This window comes from Streptomyces panacea, from assembly GCF_040560175.1.
Taxonomy (GTDB): domain Bacteria; phylum Actinomycetota; class Actinomycetes; order Streptomycetales; family Streptomycetaceae; genus Streptomyces; species Streptomyces panacea.
In genome coordinates, this window is the sequence record NZ_JARJHW010000003.1 from 81,356 (window position 1) to 100,185 (window position 18,830).

General features: G+C 71.7%; 14 protein-coding genes and 1 pseudogene. 9 read left to right on the forward strand and 6 right to left on the reverse strand.

The features are described from left to right. Positions 1-72: 72 nt before the first annotated feature. The 3 genes and pseudogenes from P3L51_RS01815 to idi all read left to right on the forward strand — a co-directional run bounded on the left by P3L51_RS01815 (position 73) and on the right by idi (position 2,804). Positions 73-1,011 carry a cation diffusion facilitator family transporter gene (locus P3L51_RS01815; protein WP_354603201.1) on the forward strand — a complete coding sequence of 313 codons (939 nt, stop codon included), beginning with the start codon at positions 73-75 and terminating at the stop codon, positions 1,009-1,011. A gap of 236 nt (positions 1,012-1,247) precedes the next feature. After that, a pseudogene (locus P3L51_RS01820) lies at positions 1,248-2,012 on the forward strand (SAM-dependent methyltransferase); the annotation flags it as partial. 198 nt (positions 2,013-2,210) lie between these two features. Further along, complete coding sequence (gene idi / locus P3L51_RS01825) at positions 2,211-2,804, forward strand: isopentenyl-diphosphate Delta-isomerase (RefSeq protein WP_354603202.1); 594 nt, start codon at positions 2,211-2,213, stop codon at positions 2,802-2,804. Here the strand turns inward: idi and P3L51_RS01830 are convergent. Beyond that, on the reverse strand, positions 2,779-3,318 hold the full coding sequence (locus P3L51_RS01830) for an ATP-binding protein (protein WP_354603243.1): 540 nt from the start codon (positions 3,316-3,318) through the stop codon (positions 2,779-2,781). The two genes, idi and P3L51_RS01830, sit on opposite strands and share 26 nt — an antisense overlap. A gap of 224 nt (positions 3,319-3,542) precedes the next feature. On the opposite strand from P3L51_RS01830, the gene P3L51_RS01835 reads away from it, so the two are divergent. The 4 genes from P3L51_RS01835 (at position 3,543) to P3L51_RS01850 (ending at position 8,017) form a co-directional block, all read left to right on the forward strand. Beyond that, positions 3,543-4,331, forward strand: coding sequence for an enoyl-CoA hydratase/isomerase family protein (locus P3L51_RS01835; RefSeq protein ID WP_354603203.1), 789 nt, complete (start codon positions 3,543-3,545; stop codon positions 4,329-4,331). A gap of 73 nt (positions 4,332-4,404) precedes the next feature. Continuing rightward, entirely contained in the window at positions 4,405-5,268 is an 864-nt protein-coding gene (locus tag P3L51_RS01840) for an SCO6745 family protein (RefSeq protein WP_354603204.1), read from the forward strand. A gap of 81 nt (positions 5,269-5,349) precedes the next feature. Continuing rightward, the gene (locus tag P3L51_RS01845; RefSeq protein WP_354603205.1) at positions 5,350-5,490 is read left to right on the forward strand and encodes an LPFR motif small protein; all 141 of its coding nucleotides are present in this window, start codon (positions 5,350-5,352) and stop codon (positions 5,488-5,490) included. Positions 5,491-5,614: 124 nt separating this feature from the next. Then, the gene (locus P3L51_RS01850; RefSeq protein ID WP_354603206.1) at positions 5,615-8,017 is read left to right on the forward strand and encodes a Tex family protein; all 2,403 of its coding nucleotides are present in this window, start codon (positions 5,615-5,617) and stop codon (positions 8,015-8,017) included. 231 nt (positions 8,018-8,248) lie between these two features. On the opposite strand, the gene P3L51_RS01855 is transcribed toward P3L51_RS01850, so the two are convergent. Both P3L51_RS01855 and P3L51_RS01860 read right to left on the reverse strand, forming a co-directional pair. Next, positions 8,249-9,892: an ABC-F family ATP-binding cassette domain-containing protein gene (locus P3L51_RS01855; protein WP_354603207.1), complete on the reverse strand. Its 1,644-nt coding sequence runs from the start codon at positions 9,890-9,892 to the stop codon at positions 8,249-8,251. A gap of 319 nt (positions 9,893-10,211) precedes the next feature. Then, positions 10,212-10,727 (reverse strand): TrmH family RNA methyltransferase, encoded by a 516-nt coding sequence (locus P3L51_RS01860; protein ID WP_354603208.1) that lies wholly within the window; start codon positions 10,725-10,727, stop codon positions 10,212-10,214. Between the two features lie 155 nt (positions 10,728-10,882). Here P3L51_RS01860 and P3L51_RS01865 point away from each other — a divergent pair, with 155 nt between their 5' ends. After that, entirely contained in the window at positions 10,883-11,854 is a 972-nt protein-coding gene (locus tag P3L51_RS01865; RefSeq protein WP_354603209.1) for an FAD-dependent oxidoreductase, read from the forward strand. A gap of 37 nt (positions 11,855-11,891) precedes the next feature. Here the strand turns inward: P3L51_RS01865 and P3L51_RS01870 are convergent, their stop codons facing one another. Next, positions 11,892-13,631 (reverse strand): BCCT family transporter, encoded by a 1,740-nt coding sequence (locus P3L51_RS01870; RefSeq protein WP_435594357.1) that lies wholly within the window; start codon positions 13,629-13,631, stop codon positions 11,892-11,894. A gap of 81 nt (positions 13,632-13,712) precedes the next feature. Next, positions 13,713-15,011 carry a M14 family metallopeptidase gene (locus P3L51_RS01875; protein ID WP_354603210.1) on the reverse strand — a complete coding sequence of 433 codons (1,299 nt, stop codon included), beginning with the start codon at positions 15,009-15,011 and terminating at the stop codon, positions 13,713-13,715. 264 nt (positions 15,012-15,275) lie between these two features. Here P3L51_RS01875 and P3L51_RS01880 point away from each other — a divergent pair, with 264 nt between their 5' ends. Further along, positions 15,276-16,316 carry a LacI family DNA-binding transcriptional regulator gene (locus P3L51_RS01880; RefSeq protein WP_354603211.1) on the forward strand — a complete coding sequence of 347 codons (1,041 nt, stop codon included), beginning with the start codon at positions 15,276-15,278 and terminating at the stop codon, positions 16,314-16,316. Positions 16,317-16,423: 107 nt separating this feature from the next. Here the strand turns inward: P3L51_RS01880 and P3L51_RS01885 are convergent, their stop codons facing one another. Then, positions 16,424-18,688, reverse strand: coding sequence for a glycosyl hydrolase (locus tag P3L51_RS01885; RefSeq protein WP_354603212.1), 2,265 nt, complete (start codon positions 18,686-18,688; stop codon positions 16,424-16,426). Positions 18,689-18,830 lie beyond the last annotated feature (142 nt).

The window sequence follows — 18,830 nt, forward strand, 5'->3', positions numbered from 1 at the left end:
GTTGCTCGATACCCCCCACCCGTAGTTCACTGGGCCGCGTCGGCACGACGGAACTGACCGGGAGGCAACCTCATGGGGGCTGGGCACGATCACGGGCACACGCACGGCGGTGCGCCGCCGGGGACCGCGACCGCCGCGTACAAGGGGCGGCTGCGGATCGCGCTGGGGATCACCCTGTCCGTCATGGTCATGGAGATCATCGGTGGCATCGCGTCCGACTCCCTGGCCCTGATCGCCGACGCCGCTCACATGGCGACGGACGCCGTCGGTCTGGCCCTGGCGCTGCTCGCGGTCCACTTCGCGAACCGGCCGCCGACCGGGAACCGCACGTTCGGCCTCGCCCGCGCCGAGATCCTGGCCGCGCTCGCCAACTGTCTGCTGCTGCTCGGCGTCGGAGGCTTCCTGCTCTTCGAGGCGGTCGAGCGCTTCATCACCCCCGCCGACACCAACGGCGGGCTCACGATCATCTTCGCGGCCGTCGGCATGGTCGCCAACCTGATCTCCCTCTCCCTGCTGATGCGCGGGCAGAAGGAGAGCCTCAATGTGCGCGGCGCGTATCTGGAAGTGCTGGCCGACACGCTCGGCTCGGTCGCCGTCCTGATCTCGGCGACGGTCATCCTGACCACCGGCTGGCAGGCGGCCGACCCGATCGCGTCCCTGGTGATCGGTCTGATGATCGTCCCCCGGACGGTGAAGCTGCTGCGCGAGACGCTGAACGTGCTGCTGGAGGCGGCGCCCAAGGGCGTGGACATGGCCGAGGTCAGGGCGCACATGGTGGCGCTCCCCGGCGTGGAGGACGTGCACGACCTGCACGCCTGGACGATCACCTCGGGCATGCCGGTGCTCTCGGCGCACGTGGTGGTGAGCCAGTCCGTGCTGAGCAGCGTCGGGCACGAGAAGATGCTCCACGATCTGCAGGGCTGCCTCGGCGACCACTTCGACGTGGAGCACTGCACCTTCCAGCTGGAGCCGGTCGGTCACGCCGAGCACGAGGCGAACCTCTGCCACTGAGCGGTGCCGCCGGGGCCGGAATTCGGATGGGCCCGCGGTGCGGGCCCCTGTTAGAGTCCCGGCCGGAGACGGCAGCGTCTCCCCCGTCGTGAGAGGAGCTGAGGTTGATGACCGTCGCAGTGGAGGCCGCCGCGCGCGGCACACGGTCCTTCCTCGTCTTCCGGGCCACCGGCTGACCGGTCCGCACCACAGCGGCCCCGTGTCGGCCGGAGCCCCTCACCCAAAGGGTTCTCACGTTGTCCGACAACGACACACACGACCCGTCGGCCCACTCCGACGTTCACGACGCCTTCTTCGCCCTGCACCGCGGTCTGCCGCGGCAGGGTCCCGGCTCCGACGCCACCACCCGGCGGCTGCTGTCCTTCGCCGGACCGCTGCCGTCGAACCCGCGCGCGCTCGACCTGGGCTGCGGCCCCGGGCGGGTGTCGCTCCTGCTGGCCGCCGAGGCCGGCGCGCGGGTGACCGCCGTCGATCTGCACGAGCCGTTCCTCGACGAGCTGCGGCGCGGTGCCGCCGCCCGCGGCCTCACCGGATCGATCAGCGCGGAGACGGCGGACATGGCCGAACTCCCCTACCCGGACGGTTCGTTCGACCTGATCTGGGCGGAGAGCTCGATCTACTCCATCGGCTTCGACAACGGCCTCGGCCGCTGGCGGCGGCTGCTCGCACCCGGCGGCGCGCTCGTCGTCACCGAGTGCGAGTGGACGAAGGCCGAGCCGAGCGCCGAGGCGCGAGCCTTCTGGGACGGGCAGTACGCGCTCCGTACGACCGAGGAGAACGCGGCGGCGGCCGTCGCCGCCGGATACACCGTGCGGGAGGTGTACCGGCAGCCGGAGAGCGACTGGGACGAGTACTACGGGCCGCTCGGCGCGCGGGCCGACTCGGCCGACGGGCGGGCGCCCGGCATGGCGCGGGCGCTCGCCGCGACCCGTGCGGAGATCGCGATGCGCCGCGAGCACGGCACGGAGTACGGCTACACCGGCTACGTCCTGCGTCCGGCCCCGTCGGAGAGCGCCGGAGGGGCGCACGCGAAGCCGGTGGTGTGACGGTCCCCACCCCGGCGGGAGCCGGGACGTAACACACCCTGTCCGCCCCCGCGGAGCACATCGCGGGGGCGGACATGCCCGTTTCGCGGAAGTACGGACAAGACGCTCTTGTACGGCAGACTTGGGGGCCGAGGACCGAAGCGAAGGATGGCTATGCCGACCACACCTGTCACTGCCCCGAGCAGCTCGCCCAACGGCGTACAAGAAGCGATCATGGTGGAGCTGGTCGACGAGGACGGCAACACCATCGGCACGGCCGAGAAGCTCGCGGCACATCAGGCACCGGGTCAGCTGCACCGGGCGTTCTCCGTGTTCCTCTTCGACGAGCAGGGCAGGCTGTTGATCCAGCGCCGCGCGCTCGGCAAGTACCACTCCCCCGGCGTCTGGTCGAACACCTGCTGCGGGCACCCGTATCCGGACGAGGCGCCCTTCGCCGCCGCCGCCCGGCGCACGTACGAGGAGCTCGGCATCTCGCCCACGCTGCTCGCCGAGGCGGGCACGGTCCGCTACAACCACCCGGACCCGGCGTCCGGGCTGGTCGAGCAGGAGTACAACCACCTCTTCGTGGGACTCGCGCAGACGACGCTGCGACCGGACCCGACGGAGATCGGCGACACGGCGTTCGTCACACCGGCGGAGCTGGCCGAGCGGCACCGGTCGGCGACGTTCTCCGCCTGGTTCATGACCGTGCTGGACTCGGCGCGTCCGGCGATCAAGGAACTCACGGGGCCGGCCGGGGGCTGGTGACGGGGCCGCCGGCGCCCTCCCGCTCCTCCCGCGTCGCGGGGGTCCGGGCGGGCACCACGACGGCGTCGGGCGTCAGCGGGAGCAGCGCCCAGACGATCTTCCCGCCGGTCGCCGTGTGCTCGGCGTCGCAGGTGCCGCCCGCCTCCAGGGTGATCTCCCGTACGAGCAGCAGACCGCGCCCGCCGGTCTGCGCGTAGTCCCGCTCCAGCGCCTTCGGCCGGTACGGGTGGTTGTCCTCCACGGACACCCGGACCCAGTCGGCGGCGATGGCGATCTCCACCGCGAGCTCCGGCGACAGCAGGGCCGCGTGCCGTACGGCGTTGGTCACCAGCTCCGAGACGATGAGCAGCAGCCCCTGGACGGTCTCTTCGGACGCCGGAGCGCCCTGCCGGTCCAGCAGGTCACGTACGGCGTGCCGGGCCTGGGGCACGGAGATCTCCACGGCCGGGGCCGTGAAGCGCCAGACCCCCTCGTACGGCTTCGGTCTGCCCGGAACACTCCCGAGGCTCTCCATCTCCGCGGCACCCACCCTCGGTTCCCCAGCGCTCCCGGCGCGCTGTGCACAGGGGACCGAGTCTTGGGAACAAGGCGGGACCGACCATGGCACTGAACAGAAGTCAGCGCCTATCGATGGATTGTGTCCGGGCTCGTCCGAGCCTGTTGGGCAGCTGACCGACCGTGTCGTGTTCCAGCCCCTTCGTGATCACCCGTTCACCGTGCGCGGATAGCATCCGGCGCATGGAGCCCACGCCCGCCGAGCGCACGCCCACCGAGCCCGCGCCGCCACGGCTGACCGCCGCCGTCGCCGACGGGGTCGCCACCGTGACCATCACGCATCCCGCCAAGCGCAACGCGCTGACCCCGTCGATGTGGCGGGCGCTGCCCGGACTGCTGGCCGGGATGGCGACGGATCCCGCCGTGCGCGCCCTGGTGCTCACCGGGGCCGGCGACTCCTTCAGCGCGGGCGCCGACATCGGGGCGCTGCGCGAGCCCGGCGACGCGATACAGGATCTCAGCGTGGCGGCGGAGGAGGCGCTGGCCGCGTTCCCCAAGCCGACGCTGGCGGCCGTACGGGGCTACTGCGTGGGCGGCGGCGCCCAGTTGGCGGTCGCGTGCGACCTGCGGTTCGCGGAGGAAGGCGCGCGGTTCGGGATCACGCCCGCGAAGCTCGGCGTCGTCTACCGGTCGTCGTCGACCCGGCGGCTGGTCTCCCTGGTCGGTCCGTCGACCGCCAAGTACCTGTTGTTCTCCGGTGAGTTGATCGAGACCGAGCGGGCCCTGCGGGTCGGCCTGGTGGACGAGGTGCTCGCGCCGGGTGAACTGGGCAAGCGGGTGGCCGAGTTCACCCGGGTACTGGCCGCGCGCTCGCAGCTCACCCAGGCGGCGGCGAAGGAGTACGCGACGGGCCGCGAGGACCGGGACGCCCACTGGGACGGGCAGGCGCGCGGCAGCGGGGACCGGGCGGAGGGCGTGGCGGCGTTCCTGGAGCGCAGGACGCCGCGGTTCGGGTGGACGGTGCGGGACTGAGCCCGCGGGGCCTCCGGGGGCGTGCCGGGTACCGGGGCTTTCGGCCGTACCGACCAGTCGGTAACGTACGGGCATGACCACTCTCGCCCCGCGCGCCGGACGCCGCTGCCACAACGCCGTCAATCCGCTCCACTCGACGGTCTACTTCTCCCCGGACCTCGCCAAGGAACTCGCCGGGGTCGGTGTCGACGACCCGAGGGCCGCCTACTTCGCCGGGCGCGGCGCCGCGATGGGCGCGGTCGGGCCCGGCGTGATCGCCGCCGCCTTCTACAACTTCAGCTACGAGCTGGTCGCCCGGCACATCCCCGCCGTATGGCGGGTCGCCTCGCCCGAGACCGTGCTCGACGCCCGGCTGCGCGCCGTCGACTCCACCCTGCGGCGCGTCCTCGGTGAGGAGGCCGTCGCGTCCGACGAGATGGCCGAGGCGGCCCGGCTCGCGCTGCGCGCCACCGAGGCGTGCACCCGACACGCCCGGCCCCTCTACGCCGCGCACGCCGATCTGCCGGTCCCCGAGCAGCCGCACCTCGTCTACTGGCACGCGGCGACGCTGCTGCGGGAGCACCGCGGCGACGGTCACCTCACCGCGCTGCTGTCCGCCGGGCTCGACCCGGTCGAGGCGCTCGTCAGCCACACGGCGACCGGCAAGGGCATGTCCCCGCGCTGGGTGCTCGGTACGCGGGGCTGGCACCGTACGGACTGGGACGCCGCGGCCGGGCGGCTGCGGGAGCGGGGGCTGCTGGACGACGCGGGCGAGCTGACCGAGGCGGGGACCTCGCTCCGCGCCGGCCTGGAGGAGCACACGGACCGGCTGGACACCGCGCCGTACGAGCATCTGGGCGCCGACGGGGTGGAGCGCCTCACCGAACTGGCGGGTGGATTCCTCCTGGCCGCGGCCGGTGCCGGAGCCTTCCCGGCGGACCTCATAGGGAAGCGCTGACGTTTGCGAGCGCGCTGAGCGGCAAACCGGAGAGTGCGGGTCAGCACGACCGACCCGCGTGTCTATCAGGAGGTTTCCGTCATGCGTGCCATCGCAGATGCACTTCGCGCCGTCGGTGGCGCCATCGCCACCGTGGTCACCCTGCCGTTCCGGCTCGTCGCCAAGCTGTTCGGCGGCGCCTCGCGCGGCTCCCGCGGCGGCGGTCGCGCCCGCCGCGCCTGACACGGCCGCGTCCCCCACGACTTCTTGGTCCCGTCCGTCCGAGAGGGTGCGCGACACGGCCCCCGGCCACCCGGCACAATGCAGGCACAAGCACAGCCAGCACGAGAGCCGAGTCGGGGAGAACGTGACGACGTCCATCGAAGGCAGGATCGCCGGGGAACTCGGCGTACGCGAGCGGCAGGTGAAGGCGGCCGTCGAGCTGCTGGACGGCGGGTCGACCGTGCCGTTCATCGCTCGCTACCGCAAGGAAGCGACCGAGATGCTCGACGACGCGCAGTTGCGCACGCTCGAAGAGCGGTTGCGCTACCTCCGCGAACTTGAGGACCGCCGGACGGCGATCCTGGAGTCCGTACGCGAACAGGGCAAGCTGGACGAGGCTCTGGAGGCGCGGATCCGGGCCGCCGACACCAAGTCGCGGCTCGAGGACATCTATCTGCCGTTCAAGCCCAAGCGGCGCACGAAGGCGCAGATCGCCCGTGAGGCCGGCCTCGAACCGCTGGCAGAGGGCCTGCTGAACAATCCGTCGGTGGACCCCCTGACGGCCGCGGCGGCGTTCGTCGACACCGAGAAGGGTGTCGCGGACGCCGCCGCCGCGCTGGACGGCTCCCGCGCCATCCTCACCGAGCGCTTCTCCGAGGACGCCGATCTCATCGGTGAGCTGAGGGAGCGCATGTGGACGCGCGGCCGGCTCACGGCGAAGGTCCGGGAGGGCAAGGGCAACGCCACGGAGGGCCCCGCCGCCAAGTTCGCGGACTACTTCGACTTCGCCGAAGGCTTCACCGCGCTCCCCTCGCACCGCATGCTCGCGCTCTTCCGGGGCGAGAAGGAGGAGGTCCTGGACCTCAGCCTGGAGCCGGAGTCCGACGACGCCGACGCGCTGCCGGGCCCGAGCGCGTACGAGAACATGGTCGCGCGCCGCTTCGGCGTCGCGGACCGCGGCCGGCCCGGCGACAAGTGGCTAGCCGACACGGTCCGTTGGGCCTGGCGCACCCGGATCCTCGTCCACCTCGGCATCGACCTGCGCCTTCGGCTGCGCACGGCCGCCGAGGACGAGGCGGTACGGGTCTTCGCGTCGAACCTGCGCGATCTGCTGCTGGCCGCGCCCGCGGGGACCCGCGCCACGCTCGGGCTCGACCCGGGCTTCCGTACGGGGGTCAAGGTCGCCGTCGTCGACTCGACGGGCAAGGTCGTCGGCATCGACACGATCTATCCGCACGTCCCGGCGAACAAGTGGGACGAGTCCCTGGCCAAGCTCGCGCGGCTCTGCGCCGCGCACTCCGTCGACCTGATCGCCATCGGCAACGGTACGGCGTCCCGCGAGACGGACAAGCTGGCGACCGAACTAATCGCGAAACACCCGGAGTTGAAGCTCACCAAGGTGATGGTCTCGGAGGCGGGCGCCTCCGTGTACTCCGCCTCCGCGTTCGCCTCCCAGGAGCTGCCCGACCTCGACGTGTCGATCCGCGGCGCCGTCTCGATCGCCAGGCGCCTCCAGGACCCGCTCGCCGAGCTGGTCAAGATCGACCCGAAGTCCATCGGCGTCGGCCAGTACCAGCACGACCTGTCCGAGGTGAAGCTCTCGCGCTCGCTCGACGCGGTCGTCGAGGACTGTGTGAACGGCGTCGGAGTCGACGTCAACACGGCGTCCGCCCCGCTGCTCTCGCGGGTCTCCGGCATCGGCGCCGGCCTCGCGGAGAACATCGTCTCCCACCGGGACTCCAACGGCCCCTTCCGCTCGCGGCGCGCGCTGAAGGACGTGGCCCGGCTGGGCCCGAAGGCGTACGAGCAGTGCGCGGGCTTCCTGCGGATCCGGGACGGCGACGATCCGCTGGACGCGTCGTCCGTCCACCCGGAGGCGTATCCGGTCGTCCGCGCGATGGTGAAGACGACGGGCAGCGAGGTCGCGACCCTGATGGGCAACGCGGGCGCGCTGCGCTCGATGCGGCCCGCCGACTACGTCAGCGACGCGTTCGGTCTGCCGACGGTCACGGACATCCTGCGCGAGCTGGAGAAGCCGGGGCGGGACCCGCGACCCGCGTTCAAGACGGCGACGTTCAAGGACGGCGTCGAGAAGATCGGCGATCTCACCGCCGGGATGGTGCTGGAGGGCGTGGTCACGAACGTGGCGGCGTTCGGCGCGTTCGTGGACATCGGGGTGCACCAGGACGGGCTGGTGCACGTGTCGGCGATGTCGAAGACGTTCGTGAAGGACCCGCGCGATGTCGTGAAGCCGGGTGACGTGGTGAAGGTGAAGGTGCGGGAGGTCGACATCCCGCGCAAGCGGATCTCGCTGACGCTGCGCCTGGACGACGAGGCCCAGGCTCCCGCGGGCGGGAGCGGCGGTGACGGCGAGCGGGCGCCGCAGCAGAGGCGCGGTGGCGGTGGCGGCGGTGGCAAGCAGCGCGGGTCGGGCGGCGGCGACCGGGGTGGTGACCGCGGCGGCGCGAGGCGTCAGCCACCGGCGAAGCCGGCACCGGCGAACAGCGCGATGGCCGACGCGCTGCGGAGGGCGGGGCTCGGCGACTGACGCGGACGGTGACCCGCGGTCCCGCCCCGGCGGGAGCGCGGGCGTCCGGCGCGGCGGCGGGCGACGTCCCCACGGGACTGCGGGCCCGGCAGGGCCCGAACGACAAGCCCCGGGTCCTGTCCTCCCGGCGCGCGCCGTTCCGTGTGACCGGGCGGGCCTGCGGGCTTGCGGGCCTGCGGACTTGTCCGGCCCGTCCGGCGGTTGAGGACGGACCCCGGCCCGGCGCCCGCCTCAGGACTCCGTGACCCTGCCCGTCGTGATCTCGATGCGGCGGCTCGTGCGGACGGACTCCAGCATTCGGCGGTCGTGTGTGACCAGCAGCAGTGTTCCCTCGTACGAGTCGAGCGCCGACTCCAGTTGCTCGATCGCCGCCAGGTCGAGATGGTTCGTCGGCTCGTCCAGGACCAGCAGGTTCACTCCCCGGCCCTGGAGCAGCGCCAGGGCCGCGCGGGTGCGTTCGCCCGGGGAGAGCGTTGTCGCCGGGCGCAGTACGTGGGCCGCCTTGAGGCCGAACTTCGCCAGCAGCGTGCGGACTTCGGCCGGTTCCGTGTCCGGGACGGCCGCGCAGAACGCGTCGAGCAGCGTCTCCGTGCCGTAGAACAGCGCGCGGGCCTGGTCGACCTCGCCCACCACCACGCCCGAGCCCAGTGACGCCGCGCCCGTGTCGGGTGACAGCCGGCCGAGGAGGAGCGCCAGCAGGGTGGACTTGCCCGCGCCGTTCGCCCCCGTGATGGCGACCCTGTCCGCCCAGTCGATCTGGAGCGACGCGGGCCCGAAGTGGAAGTCGCCGCGCCGGACTTCGGCGCCGTTCAGCGTCGCGACGACCGAACCGGAGCGCGGGGCCGAGGCGATCTCCATCTGGAGTTCCCACTCCTTGCGGGGCTCGTCGACGGCCTCGGCGTCCAGGCGCTCGATCAGACGCTGGGTCTGACGGGCCTTCGCGGCCTGCTTCTCCGTGGACTCGGAGCGCAGCTTACGGGCCATCTTGTCGTTGTCCGTCGCCTTGCGGCGCGCGTTCTTGACGCCCTTCTCCATCCAGGAGCGCTGCATATGGGCGCGTCCCTGGAGCGACGAGCGCTTGTCGGCGTACTCGTCGTACTCCTCGCGGGCGTGCTGCCTGGCCCGCTCGCGTTCTTCGAGATACGCCGCGTAGCCGCCGCCGAAGAGATTGACCTGCTGCTGGGCCAGGTCGAGTTCGAGGACCTTGGTGACGGTGCGGGTGAGGAACTCGCGGTCGTGGCTGACGAGGACCGTGCCCGCGCGGAGGCCCGTGACGAAGGATTCGAGGCGTTCGAGGCCGTCGAGATCGAGGTCGTTCGTCGGCTCGTCCAGGAGGAAGACGTCGTAGCGGGACAGCAGCAGGGACGCGAGACCGGCGCGGGCCGCCTCGCCGCCGGAGAGTGCGGTCATCGGCTGGTCGAGCCCGACGGTCAGGCCCAGGGACGCGGCCACCTCCTCGGCTCGTTCGTCGAGGTCCGCGCCGCCGAGCCCGAGCCAGCGCTCCAGACCGACGGCGTACGCGTCGTCCGCGCCGGGCGCGCCGTCGACCAGGGCCTGGGTGGCCGCGTCGAGGGTGGTCTGGGCGTCGGTGACGCCCGTACGCCGGGCGAGGAATTCCCGTACGGATTCGCCGGGGTGGCGCTCGGGCTCCTGCGGGAGGTGGCCGACGGTCGCGCTCGGCGGGGAGAGGCTCAGCACCCCGTCCTCGGGTGTGTCGAGCCCGGCGAGCAGCCGGAGCAGGGTCGACTTCCCGGCTCCGTTGACCCCGACGAGACCGATCACGTCGCCGGGCGCGACGACGAGGTCGAGCTCCGCGAAGAGTGAGCGGTCGCCGTGTCCGGCGGCGAGATTCTTGGCGACGAGAGTGGCAGTCATCAGACCGTCGATTCTAGGGCGTGTCCGGAGGGTGGCGCCGTCCGCCCGCGGGGCGGGCCGGGCGGCGGCCGGTGCGGTGCGTCGCACGGCCGAGGACAGCGCTGCCTTCCGGCCCCACGCCCCGGGGTCGTGTCTTCGAAGTAGCGCCGTCCGCCCGCAGGGCGGGGCCCGCGGGGTCTGGTGCGGTGCATCGCAAGGCGGAGGACCGGCCTCGTACCGGGCGTACTCGGCCGACTCCGACAACGCGGCGAGGTGCCGTGCCAGGCGTCGCGGGCCAGGCGGGACTTCGAAGACACGACCCAGGGGCCGAGGCCCGTGGTCACAGCAGCCCCGCCAGTCTGTAGAGGGCCAGGCTGCCGGCCACGGCGACGTTGAGGCTGGCGCCCGTGCCGATCATGGGGATCTCCACGCAGGTGTCCAGCAGGTCGAGCGCTTCGGGTGGGATGCCGTGCTGTTCGTGGCCGAGGACCATCACCGTGGGCTGCCGGGCGGCGGGCAGGTCCGCGAGGCGTACCGCCTCGTCGGCGAGTTCCACCCCGACGACGCGTGCGCCGCGCTCCCGCTGCTTGCCCAGCCAGCCGAGCGGATCGCCCGTCCAGTGGACGCACACGGGTCTGCGCAGGGTGTTGCCGCGGGCGAGCGCCTCCGGGACCCATGGGAGGCGCGGGAGCACGAGGCACGCGCCGACCGCGTCGCAGGTGCGGGCGAGGGTGCCGAGGTTGGCCCCGTGCAGCGGCCACAGCGGCGCCGCGTACAGGTGGTCCCAGCAGGAGTGGGAGCGTGGGCGGCGGCTGCGGCGCAGTTCGTCGCGGGTACGGGGGCGGATCGCCGTCATCGGCGCGAGGCCGTCGGCCTCCGGGACTCGGGATGCATGTCGTGCGGCGATTCGCGGCTCGCCGGGGCCATCGTCGGTCATGTCGTACGGGGGTCGAGCTTCGCCCGCGGACCACCGGGATGTCCAACGAATTCTGTCTCCGCTACGGTCCCGGCATGAGTGACACGGTGATCGTGGTCGGTGGCGGGGTCGTCGGGCTGACGACCGCCGTCGTGCTCGCCGAGCAGGGGCGGGGGGAGCGACGGGGCCGCCGGCGGGTGCGCGTGTGGTCGCGGGACGCCGCCGCGCGCACCACGTCGGCGGTGGCGGGCGCGCTGTTCTGGCCGTACCGGATCGAGCCCGCCGAGCTGGTCGGGCCGTGGTCCCTGCGGTCGTTGCGCGAGTACGTGGCGCTGGCCCGGGATCCGGCGACGACGGGCGTCCGCGTGGTGGCGGGCCTGATGACCGACACCGCCCTCGCCGGGCTGGGGAGTTGGGCGGCGGAGCTGCCCGAGCTGCGGGAGGCACGGGCCGACGAGCTGCCCGCCGGGTGCGGTCAGGGCTTGCGGGGCCGGCTGCCGCTGATCGACATGCCGACGCATCTGCGGTATCTGGAGGAGCGGCTGCGCGCGGCCGGCGGAAGCGTGGAGCGGCGTACGGTCGGCTCCTTGGCGGAGGCGGCGGCCGAGGCCGCCGTCGTGGTGAACTGCTCCGGGCTCGGCGCCCGTGAGCTGGTGCCCGACGCGTCGGTGTTTCCGGTGCGCGGACAGCTCGTGGTGGTCGAGAACCCGGGGATCGAGGAGTGGCTGGTGTCCAAGGGCGGGGGCGGGTCCGGTACGTCGTACCTCTTCCCCCAGCCGTTCGGCCTGATACTCGGCGGGACCGCCGAGGACCACGCGTGGGACCCGCGTCCCGACCCGGTGACCGCCGCCGACATCGTCGAGCGCTGCGCGGCGCTGCGGCCTCAGGTGCGGGGCGCGCGGGTGCTCGCGCACCGGGTGGGGCTGCGTCCGGCGCGGCCTGGCGTACGGGTCGAGGCCGTCCAACTGCCGGGCGGGACACGGCTGGTGCACAACTACGGCCACGGTGGCGCGGGCGTCACCGTGGCTTGGGGCTGCGCGGAGGAGGCCGCCCGGCTGGCGGGGTGAACCCGCCGGGCGGCCTCCTGGGAGACGTACGGCCGGCTCAGCGTGGGGCCGAGGTCTCCGGGGTGCTTCCGGTCGGATCGTCCTCGGGCGTCGGGCCGATCCGGATCTCGAAGTCGCCGTCGTACTGCTCGTGTCCGGCGATGACCGCCGACTCGACGACCTCGACGCCCCGTTCCTCACGGAGGATCAGCGGGTCGTGGCGCAGGTCGCGCACGAGGGCCACACACATGCCGATCATGACGAGCGCGAAGGGCGCGGCGACGAGGATCGTCATGTTCTGGAGCCCCTGGAGCGCGTCCTTCTGGCCGTCGCCGACGAGCAGCATCACTGCCGCGACGGCGCCGGTCACCACACCCCAGAAGACGATCACGTACTTGCTGGGTTCGAAGTGGCCCTTCTGGGAGAGGGTGCCCATCACGATGGACGCGGCGTCGGCGCCGGAGACGAAGAAGATACCGACGAGGATCATCACCAGCACGCTGGTGACGGTGGCGATCGGGAAGTCCTGGAGCAGTTGGAAGAGCTGGCCCTCGGCCGTCGCCTCGTTGCTGAGGTCACCCTCGCGCCGCTGGAGCCTGATGGCCGATCCGCCGAAGATGGCGAACCAGATCAGGCTCACGGTGCTCGGTACGAGGATGACGCCGCCCACGAACTGACGGATCGTCCGGCCGCGGCTGATCCGGGCGATGAACATGCCGACGAAGGGCGTCCAGGAGATCCACCAGGCCCAGTAGAAGACCGTCCAGCTGCCGAGCCACTCGGCGACGCCCCGGCCGCTGCTGGCCTCGGTCCGGCCCGCGAGTTCGGCGAGGTCACCGAAGTAGGCCGCGATCGACGTCGGCAGCAGGTCGAGAATGAAGACGGTCGGGCCGGCGATGAACACGAACAGGGCGAGGAACAGCGCCAGCACCATGTTGGTGTTGGAGAGCCACTGGATGCCCTTCTCGACGCCGGAGACCGCCGAGGCCACGAACGCCACGGTCAGGACGGCGATGATGGTGACGAGCAGTGCGGTGCTGACGTTGTCCCGCCAGTTCAGCTCGGTGAAGCCGCTGCCGATCTGGAGGGCGCCGAGGCCCAGCGAGGCGGCCGAGCCGAAGAGCGTCGCGAAGATGGCGAGGATGTCGATGACGCGGCCGGGGGCGCCGTACGCGTGCTTCTCGCCGATGAGCGGCACGAAGACCGCGCTGATCGTCTGACGCCGCTTGCGCCGGAAGGTGCTGTACGCGATGGCGAGCCCGACCACGGCGTAGATGGCCCAGGGGTGCAGGGTCCAGTGGAACAGCGTGGTCGCCATGGCGGTCTCGGCCGCCGCCGCGGCGTCCGGGGGGTTGGTGCCGGGGGGCGGGTCGGTGAAGAAGGTGAGAGGTTCGTTCACGCCGAAGAACATCAGGCCGATGCCCATACCGGCGCTGAACATCATGGCGACCCAGGAGACGGTCCTGAACTCGGGCTTCTCACCCTCCTCACCGAGTGTGATCTTGCCGTAGCGGCTGATCGCCAGCCAGAGGGCGAAGACCACGAAGCCCGAGGCCACCAGGACGAAGGCCCAGCCACCGTTGTGGATCAGGCCGGAGAGCATGGAGTTCGACGCGCTCTCCAGCGAGTCGGTGGCGACCGTCCCCCAGACCACGAAGGCGAGCGTGAGGACGGCCGTGACACCGAACACCACCCGGTCGGTCTGGGGGTGTTGGGAGTCCTGGGGATGACCCGGCCCGGCCGTCGTGACCGGCGGCGGGCCTCCTTCGGCTCCCGATTTCTGACTGTCCTGCGACACGAGCAACACCTTTCGGGGTTTCACGGAGCATGCGTCGGCGCTCCGTTACGCCTTAGCACATGTGAAGTGGATCTCTTTCTATCAACAAGTCTCCACTGGTTGTCCGACGGTGAGGTGGTAGGTGGCGCGTCCGTCGAGAAGGAGCGGCACCAGTTTGCGCTGGGACTGGCGCAGCGGCACGAACGCACCGTCACCGCGCGCGGGCAGGGCCTTCACGCCGTGCAACGCCAGTTCGTCCTTCACATCCGCGTACTGGGCGGCGTCGAGCCGGTAGCCGCAGGGCGGGTTCCGGACGGTGTCCTCGGGTGTCGCGGGCTCGTTGTCGCCGCCGCCGAGGTAGACCGTGCCGCGGTCGAGAAGTCCGGCGGCGCGGGAGAGCGCGGTGGCGGCGGAGAGCTGTACGCGACGCTCGTCGGCGTATCCGAACAGGCCCTTCAGGGAGTCGAGTTGACTGTCGACACGGCGCCGGTGGTTCAGCGCGGGATCGTTCTCCTCGGCCTCGGACCTCGGGTCGACACGGCTCTCGATGAGCAGGCCGACGGAGTGCTTGACGCCGGAGGCGTTGCGCAGGATGCGCTCCTGGCCGTCGCCCGCGGTCTGCTTGATCGGGTCGCCGGTGACGGGGTCGGTCCAGATGCCGTACGTGCCGATGGAGTGGTCACCGGCGCGGGCGGCCGGGCGCACGTACGCCTCCGACAGGGTCCGCGCCTCCTTGTGCACACGGGAGGAGGTGTTGAGATTACGCGGCCAGAGGTCGAAGAGATCCTTGTCGTAGTACGGCGGCGTGGCGCCGTACTCGTGCAGGTCGTAGATGACGTCGGGCTCGCGGTCGCGCGTGAGGGCGGCCATGGTGCGGCCCTCGGCCGTCTTGAGCGCGATGTGGTCGCGGTTGATGTCGACGCCGTCGGAGTTGCCGCGGGTGTCGGCGGCCCGGCCGTCGGGGTTGGCGGTCGGGACGACCAGCACACTCGTACGGTCCAGGAAGCGCTTCGTCGCCCGGTCCTTGGGATAGGCCAGGTCGCGGACGGTGGTGAGGCAGGCCTCACGGCCCGAGGGCTCGTCGCCGTGCTGGCTGCAGATCAGCAGGAGGCTGGTCACCGAGCGCTTGTTGCCCAACTCGACGAGGTTGAGCGGGCGGCCCTGCTTGGTGGTGCCGATGGTGCTGACGGCGACCCGGTCGCCGCCGCGGTCGACGGCGGCGAGGAATTCCTGCTCCCGCGCCAGGGTGGTCCACTCGGCGCCGTCGCTCTCCTCGAAGCCGGTACGCGGCGGGGTGTCGGCCGGGGCGGAGGAGACGGCCGACGAGGGAAGCGCGGTGAGGGGGACGACGAGGGCGGCCGCGGCCACCGACAGGACGAGCGTGCGAATCCGGGGCGTCATCAGGTGCGGTCTCCGATGCTCGGCGGGTGGTCCGACGGGACACATGCCCGGTGAACGGAATTCCATGGGGCGGAAACGTACTCCGGTGAACAGCGGTGCGACAGAGGGTTGTCCGCGATCAGCCGTATGTCGGGAGATACGCGCCGTCCCTGCTGAGGCGGGCGGACGAGTGCTTGGGAGCGCTCTCTGCGTGGAGGGGGCAACGGATACCCTGTACCGGTCCGGTGCCCGTACGGGCACCCGAACCGACGAGGAGCGCCCGCCTTGCCCGAGCAGTCACCTGGGTCCCGGCCCACGCTGGAAGCCGTCGCGGCCCGTGCCGGCGTCTCCCGTGCCACCGCGTCCCGGGTGGTCAACGGCGGCGCCGGGGTGCGGCAGCCGCTGGTCGACAAGGTGCTCAGGGCCGTGGAGGAGCTGGGGTACGTGCCGAACCACGCGGCGCGCACGCTGGTCACCCGGCGGACGGGCGCGGTCGCCGTCATCATCGCCGAGCCGGAGATCCGGATCTTCTCGGACCCGTTCTTCTCACAGCAGATACGCGGTATCAGCAAGGAACTGACCGCCCACGACACGCAGTTGGTGCTGCTCCTGCTCGAAGGTCCCGGCGACTTCGGGCGGATCGCCCGGTATCTGGCGGGCGGCCATGTCGACGGGGCCCTCGCGTTCTCGCTGCACATCGACGACCCGCTGCCGGCGATCATCCGCAGATCGGGGACTCCGACGGTGTACGGCGGCCGGCCGAGCTGGACGTCCGCGCCGAGCGATCAGGGTGTGCCGTACGTGGACGCCGACAATCGCGGCGGCGCGCGGGCGGCCGTGCAGTATCTGCGCGACCTCGGGCGCGAGCGCATCGCGCACATCGCGGGCCCGCCCGATCAGACCTCCTCGACGGACCGGCTGGACGGCTACCGTGACGTGCTGCTCGACGCCGACCCGACCCTCATCACCGAGGGCGAGTTCACGGTGGAGAGCGGCGCGCGGGCGATGAAGGAACTGCTGGACCGGCGCCCCGACCTGGACGCGGTGTTCGCGGCCAACGACCTGATGGCGTCCGGGGCGCTGCGGGTACTGCGCGAGCGCGGGGTCGCGGTGCCCGAGGAGGTGGCGCTGGTCGGTTTCGACGACATGGTGTCCGTCGCCGAGGACACCGACCCGCCGCTGACCACGATCCGCCAGGACGTGGAGGGGCAGGGCCGGCTGATGGCGCGGCTGCTGCTGCGGGGTCTCGACAAGGACAGCGCGGAGGCGCGGGCGCCGGCGTCCGTGATCACGCCGACGACGCTGGTGCGGCGGGCCTCGGCCTGAGGCCGGAGACCCGCCGCGGGTGGGGGTCGAGCGGTGGTTCGTCGGTGCTGCCGGTCATCGGCCGCCAATTGGGCGTCGGTCGGCCGGTGATCGGTCCAGCGGTGGGATCAGCCCGTGGTGCTCGCCGCGGAGCGTGCGGGCACGGTGAGCGTCCTGCCGTCCGAGAACGTGACCGTCCGCTCCGTCGAGGCGAAGTTGTGCGCCGCGTAGGTGCTCACCCCGCCCTTGGTGAAGACGGCCGAGGTCGGGATCGACCCGGTCACCGTCGGATCGGGGGCGCCGACCGCGTCGAGGGTGCCGATCCAGTGGTTGACGTGGGCCTTGGACTCGCCCGCCTCCGGGGACAGGGCCGCCTGGCCCGCGTCCCACTTGGCCTTCGCCCGCGCCGGGTCGGAGATCGCCTCGAACTCCCAGAGGATGTCGCGCCATTCGACGGCGGGCCCGCCGTTCTCCTTCTCCATCTCGGCGATGTTGCGGCCGATGGCCTCCTTCTCCCGGCCCAGGTGGAGTGAACCCCCGGTCACGGGAAGGACGTTGATGCCGTGGATCTCCTCGGGGTTGGCGGTCCACCAGGTGGAGTAGGCGCCGCCGCTGCCCCACACCATGCCGACCGTGCCGCGTGCGAAGTCCGCCGGGAAGACCTCCTGGTCGGCGTCGAACCAGTACTGGCCGATCGCCTCGGACTCGGTGGCCAGCAGATACGAACCCAGGTCACGCAGCTCGTCGTCGCCGGTGGCCGAACCCCAGAGGACCAGCCCCGCGCTGAGGTTGATGGACTCCGACGACGACTCCTGGTTGTTGCCCGCGGCGAAGCCCTGGTGGCCGGAGGCCCAGCTGTGGCCCGCGTACACGTCGAAGCCGCGCAGGAACGGGAAGTCGCTGTCCGTGCGGCTCGGGTTGGCCGCGTCGCGTATCAGCGTCCCGACCATGCCGCCCCAGGCGGAATCGGCGGCCCACGCCTGGTCGTACTGGGCGACGATCGCCGCCGCGTAGACGTAGTAGCTGTAGTGGAAGTGGTGGTCGTTGAGTTCGGTGTCGCTGCCGTACGACGCCGGGTAACCGGTCAGCGTCTTCCAGTCGTTGTCGTAGCTGAACTCACTGGCGCCGCCCGCCGTGAACCACTCCTCAAGACGGCCCTTCAGCAGGCCCACGATCTTGTCGCGCGTGGCGCTCTCGCCGATCTGGTCGGCGATCGGGGCCAGTTGGGCGAGCCGGCCGAGGGCCTTGCCCGTCCAGTAGGTGTCGGTCGCGCCCGAGAACGGGTCCCCGGCGTTCACCACGTCGTCCAACTGCGCCTTGAGCGTGGCCGCGTCGACCCCGTTCGACTCGGGCAGCGCGGGCAGCACGCCGGACCCCTTCTGGCTGGTGGTGAAGGACGTGGACTCACGCACCTTCATCGTGCCGCGCGGTGACACGTAGGTGTACGGGGTGAGTTCGTCGGTCGTGTTGAGCCACTGGTGCCGGTAGAGGGCCTGGAGCGTGCCCTTCTCGGTGCCCTCCTGCGGCTCGGTGGTGAGGGTGTACGTCGCCTCGACGTCGCCGCCTTCGGAGTTCCAGCTCGTCGTGGAGCCGGTGACGAAGCTGTAGGCGTACTTGGCGTACGTCGCGAGCGCGTCCTCGGAGGGCAGGAGCGCGAGCGAGAAGTAGTCCTTGTCGCCGAGTCCGGCCGTGACGGTGGAGCCCGAGACCGACCAGTCGCTGCCGGTCGGCGCGAAGAGCGCGTAGTGGTGACCGGCGACGGTGATGCCGAGGACGTTGCCGTCGTCGGAGAAGACGGTCGGCGCGGCGGCGGTGGTGATGCGGGCGTCGCCGCCCGAGCCCTTCGCGTACACGTAGGGCATGCCGTGGCCGATGGTGGTCCGCAGCGTGCGGGTGCCGTCGGACCAGTAGGGCGTGACGGTCCAGTCGGACCAGTCGTCGGCCTTGGTGTCCGGGGAGTTGAGGCCGCTGAGACCCAGGGTGAGATCGGCCTTGTGCGCGTACTCGTACTGCCGTCCGTCACCCACGATGGCGGCGGTCGTGGGATAGCCGACCTCCAGTCCCCCGGCGGTGGCCTGGTAGGTGAGGGGGTGGCCGTACATCGGGGTGGAGTACGGGTTGTCGCCGTACCGCTGATACGCGACCGAGGTCCACCAGTCGTTGGTGGGCACCGGCCGGTCCTTGGCCGCCTCGGTCAGCTTGGGCGTGACCGGCGCGCCCACGTTGTTGGTCGGGCCCGAAGTCCCGGCGGGGCGGGTGTCGGAGTAACTGCCGGAGCCGACGGGGACGTTCGCCGCCGCCGCGGGACCGGCGGCGGGGCCCAGTCCTACGGCGGCCATGGCGGTGACCAGAACCAGCACCGAAGCGGGTCGTCTGGAGCGGGAGGTGGGCATGTGACGGCACCTCGAAGTCATGGGGGGAAAGTGGGTCCGAGAGCGCTCTCAGATGTAAAGGAACGTAAAACTTCTGAAACCTAAGTGTCAATAGAGCTGACAGAGAAGGCAGTTGTGTGTCGGTCGGGCCGTCATGCGTTCG

Coding starts and splice junctions, on each gene's coding strand:
- P3L51_RS01875 (WP_354603210.1), bottom strand. CDS start 15,011: ATGACGCCCCGGATTCGCACGCTCGTCCTGTCGGTGGCCGCGGCCGCC.
- P3L51_RS01885 (WP_354603212.1), bottom strand. CDS start 18,688: ATGCCCACCTCCCGCTCCAGACGACCCGCTTCGGTGCTGGTTCTGGTC.
- P3L51_RS01865 (WP_354603209.1), top strand. CDS start 10,883: ATGAGTGACACGGTGATCGTGGTCGGTGGCGGGGTCGTCGGGCTGACG.
- P3L51_RS01855 (WP_354603207.1), bottom strand. CDS start 9,892: ATGACTGCCACTCTCGTCGCCAAGAATCTCGCCGCCGGACACGGCGAC.
- P3L51_RS01840 (WP_354603204.1), top strand. CDS start 4,405: ATGACCACTCTCGCCCCGCGCGCCGGACGCCGCTGCCACAACGCCGTC.
- P3L51_RS01830 (WP_354603243.1), bottom strand. CDS start 3,318: ATGGAGAGCCTCGGGAGTGTTCCGGGCAGACCGAAGCCGTACGAGGGG.
- P3L51_RS01860 (WP_354603208.1), bottom strand. CDS start 10,727: ATGACGGCGATCCGCCCCCGTACCCGCGACGAACTGCGCCGCAGCCGC.
- idi (WP_354603202.1), top strand. CDS start 2,211: ATGCCGACCACACCTGTCACTGCCCCGAGCAGCTCGCCCAACGGCGTA.
- P3L51_RS01835 (WP_354603203.1), top strand. CDS start 3,543: ATGGAGCCCACGCCCGCCGAGCGCACGCCCACCGAGCCCGCGCCGCCA.
- P3L51_RS01815 (WP_354603201.1), top strand. CDS start 73: ATGGGGGCTGGGCACGATCACGGGCACACGCACGGCGGTGCGCCGCCG.
- P3L51_RS01845 (WP_354603205.1), top strand. CDS start 5,350: ATGCGTGCCATCGCAGATGCACTTCGCGCCGTCGGTGGCGCCATCGCC.